This is a genomic window from Mesorhizobium sp. M7A.F.Ca.US.011.01.1.1 (assembly GCF_003998295.1).
Taxonomy (GTDB): domain Bacteria; phylum Pseudomonadota; class Alphaproteobacteria; order Rhizobiales; family Rhizobiaceae; genus Mesorhizobium.
In genome coordinates, this window is record NZ_RZRT01000131.1 from 1 (window position 1) to 3,490 (window position 3,490).

The 3,490-nt window shown below is 58.3% G+C and carries 3 protein-coding genes; 1 reads left to right on the plus strand and 2 read right to left on the minus strand.

Annotated elements, in window-relative coordinates; translation table 11 throughout:
* Positions 1-1,199 (minus strand): DNA ligase D (gene ligD / locus EOA13_RS36600; protein WP_245490600.1); only part of this gene is annotated, 1,199 nt, incomplete at its 3' end.
* A gap of 593 nt (positions 1,200-1,792) precedes the next feature.
* Between ligD and EOA13_RS36605 the strand changes: the two genes are divergently transcribed.
* Positions 1,793-2,494: a Crp/Fnr family transcriptional regulator gene (locus EOA13_RS36605; RefSeq protein WP_127297986.1), complete on the plus strand. Its 702-nt coding sequence runs from the start codon at positions 1,793-1,795 to the stop codon at positions 2,492-2,494.
* A gap of 642 nt (positions 2,495-3,136) precedes the next feature.
* Here the strand turns inward: EOA13_RS36605 and EOA13_RS38460 are convergent.
* Positions 3,137-3,490 (minus strand): hypothetical protein (locus tag EOA13_RS38460; protein ID WP_206535361.1); only part of this gene is annotated, 354 nt, incomplete at its 5' end.

A 3,490-nucleotide genomic window follows, 5' to 3' on the forward strand; every position in this document is an offset into this window, starting at 1 on the left:
CATCCATGCGGCTCGATCGTTCCCATCTGGACGCACGTCATCAGTCCTTCGGCATCGTCGATATAGAGATATGGTTCCTCGTGCCCGTCCTTCTCCTTGATGCCGACGTGGTGGACTTTGTCGCCAAAGCTGCCGGCGTCGTGTTTTTGGAAGAAGCACTTCTTCGCGCGGCCCTGTGGGCATCGAACCAGGCTGATCGGCCGGCTGCCAACCCAAGGAAGCATGATCGCCGCGACCGCTGCGTAATGGTCGGCGAGCTGTCCCTTGGTGATGTTGGACTCCGGATAGATGACGCGGTCACGGTTGCTTATCGCGATGGCGGTCGTCGCAGATGCCGCGAGGTCGCTTGCATGACGTTCCGTCTCGAGCACGACCGCCTCCGGCTTCTTGTCTTCGCGGAGACCAAGATAGCTCGGATGTCGTAACGTCCCTTCATTTGTCATTTCGGTGAAGGCAATCTCAGCGACCAGTTTAGGACGGAGCCAGTGTGCGCCGCGCACTTCGGCGCGTGGTGCGTCCACGGTCGCGGCCTTCTGCTCAAGCGGCGTCATGATCTTCAAGAGACGAAGAAGTTCAGCGGTATCGAAGCCGGTGCCGACTTTCCCGGCGTAACGCAACTTGCCGCCGTCATGAACGCCAAGGATCAAGGACCGAAACGCGCGGACCTTGTCAGACGGCGTCCAGCCGACAATCACAAACTCCTGCCGTTTGATGCATTTGATCTTCAGCCAGCTTGCGCCGCGGGCCGCCACATAACTCGAATCCGCGAGCTTTGAGATGACGCCCTCAAGGCCGGCTGCGCAGAAGCGATCGAGCAGCTCTTCTCCGCGGCCGAGGATATGGTCGGAGTACCGAAGGACCGGATTTTTCGCAGGCAAGATCGCCTCCAGTTTCGCCTTGCGCTCAAGGAGAGGAAGCCTAGTCAAATCGTCGCCATCGAGCTGCAGCAGATCGAACGCATAATAGTCGATAGTCGTCGGGGCGCCCTTCAATGCCTTCTGAAGTGCCTGGAAGTTAGATCTTCCATCCGCATCGACAACCACGGCCTCGCCGTCAATCAGGGCGGAGCGCACGTTGAGCTTGCGAGCCTCGGAGAGGATCGAAGGAAAACGGCTAGACCAGTCCAGACCAGATCGTGTGTAGGCTCGCGCCTTGCCGCCGCCGACGGCAACGAGAATACGATAGCCGTCGTATTTCATCTCATGGATCCAACGATCGCCGGCAGGGACCCTGTCCACGAGCGTTGCGAGCTGGAGCGGCCGGAAAGCAGGCGGCGCTAAAGTGACCTCGTCACGAGCGGGCGACTTCGCTCGACTAGCGCTCGACCCATTGATTACCTTGCGCGACGTTGGCTTGACCACCCTGACCTAAACCATACTCAGAGACGAATAGCGTTTCGCGTCCAACGCGCGACTACTTCTTTAGTTTCGTTGCCGGCCGTATTGAGCTTTTCGCGATCATTTGCCGACCCGCTTGATTAGCGCCTCGGCCTGAGGCCCTGCTTCCTGGGTCCGGCCCTTCCACCTTCCCAATCTGCGCACACAACTCACTGGCAATAATCAAGAGCAGGAACGTGCCGTCAAATGCTGCCGCAGCGTATCTGCTTTCTGCCATCGGCCTTAAAAGCCCGGTTGGCCCTCCACCGAGGGAGCCGACTTTCTCCAACTTTTCGCCAGCGGCGGATTCTTTGCCAGTCGCGCATTTGAAGCCTATGCTGTCGCATCGGCCGCCAGATCCTTCGGACGCAGCCGACAGTAAGAGGTACGTGCTCTTGCCCGTATGGGAGAGAGCCATGCCCCAATCCCTTCTTCGCAACCATGTATTGAAAGCTCTCTCCTCAGAGGATTTCGCGCTACTGCAGCCGTCAATGCATCACATCCAACTGAACATAAAAGCCCAGCTTGAAGTCTCATATCAGCCGATCGAGCGTGTATATTTTCCAGAGATGGGCATCGCGTCGGTGGTCGCTACGATGACTGGGGGGCGGCAAAGCGAGGTCGGCATCGTCGGCCACGACGGCATGACAGGAGTTGCCGTTATCCTCGGCCAAGACAGGTCTCCCAACGAAACCTATATCCAGGTCGCAGGTAATGGCTGGATTCTCTCGGTGGAAAACCTTCGCTCTGCGATTGCGGCAAGCCAATCCCTTCGCGAGTCACTGCTTCGCTATGCCCATGCGTTCCTTGTCCAGTCCTCCCGGACGGCACTGGTCAACGGCCATTCGAAAATCGAGGAGCGGTTGGCCCGCTGGCTGCTGATGGTCCAAGACCGCGTCGAAGGAAATAGGATATACCTGACGCATGAATTTCTGGCGACCATGCTTGGCGCTCGGCGTCCCGGCGTTACCATCGCACTCCAAATGCTTGAATATCGGGGCCTGGTTCACGCCAAGCGCGGCGAGATCACGATTGTCGACCGCGTTGGAATGATACAACTCACACATGGTGCTTACGGTGAGGAGGAACAAAGTCACTTCGGCCTTGCCTCCGCCTGATTGTTCGGAGTCAGACAGACCCTTGCAGGCTACGGAGTTCCTGCCGTAAATCGCGTTGAGGGTTTTAGGGAGGTTTTCTCGATGACCAGGAGTTTTCACACCGTCACAGTTGAAAGCGCCGCTGAAGCCTACGTACTCTCCAGAGGCAAAGCCCATTTCCTCTCCATCGCACAAGCAATCCGCGCCATTCGAACACTCATGCCCGCATGCGGGGCTACCGACCGCGAATTGGAGGAGCTATTGGCCGTGGCATCCTTCATCCACGGGGTGCCAGTCGCTTTCGATGCAAAAACTGCGGATCGCATAGAACCACGGCTCCATTCGTAGGCGATATATGCCTGCGCTCGCGCAGGTGCCCGCTCTGTCGGACGTTCGCCAGGGGCGATTGTCCGCTACCCGATCGACAATGTCGGCAGGCCGTGCATTTCGATATCCGAGGTTAGCGGCGCTGTAAGAGGAATGTTTCCGCTTTGCGAACTCACGGATTGGGAACTTGGCGACTCATTGCGCGAAGCGCGATCGACGCGGGATTTGCGATTGAATTCGACGCCGCGGATTCTTGAGACACTGTTGAGGCATGTGTCGTCGACGATCTCGTGCGACAAGGTCAACAATGACCTCTCCGCCGCATCGGATGCTAGCCTACCCATCGACTAGATCAGGCAAAGCATCTTCGACGATGCTCAGATTTCGATCGAAGGTCTCGGTGTCGGATGCGTTGGCGCGCAGAGACCGCACCTTGTTCAGGATCGCCGCAACCGCCGCTTCTTTGTCGGGCGCTATGCGTGTGGTCACCGCTTTGGCCGCCAAAGCGGAAAAATCTATTGCGGCGTAGGCTGGTACGTCTGCAGCGTCTGTTGCTTTCAGCCTTTCTTTTACGATTGCGCGCCGGCCCGGCGGCGGAGCTATACGGCCTGCTTTTGCGGCAAATGTCGCGCCGCGCCGCAGGCGGGCCTGCAAGAGGCCTGAGCGATACGCGGGTGCTGTCGGCACAAT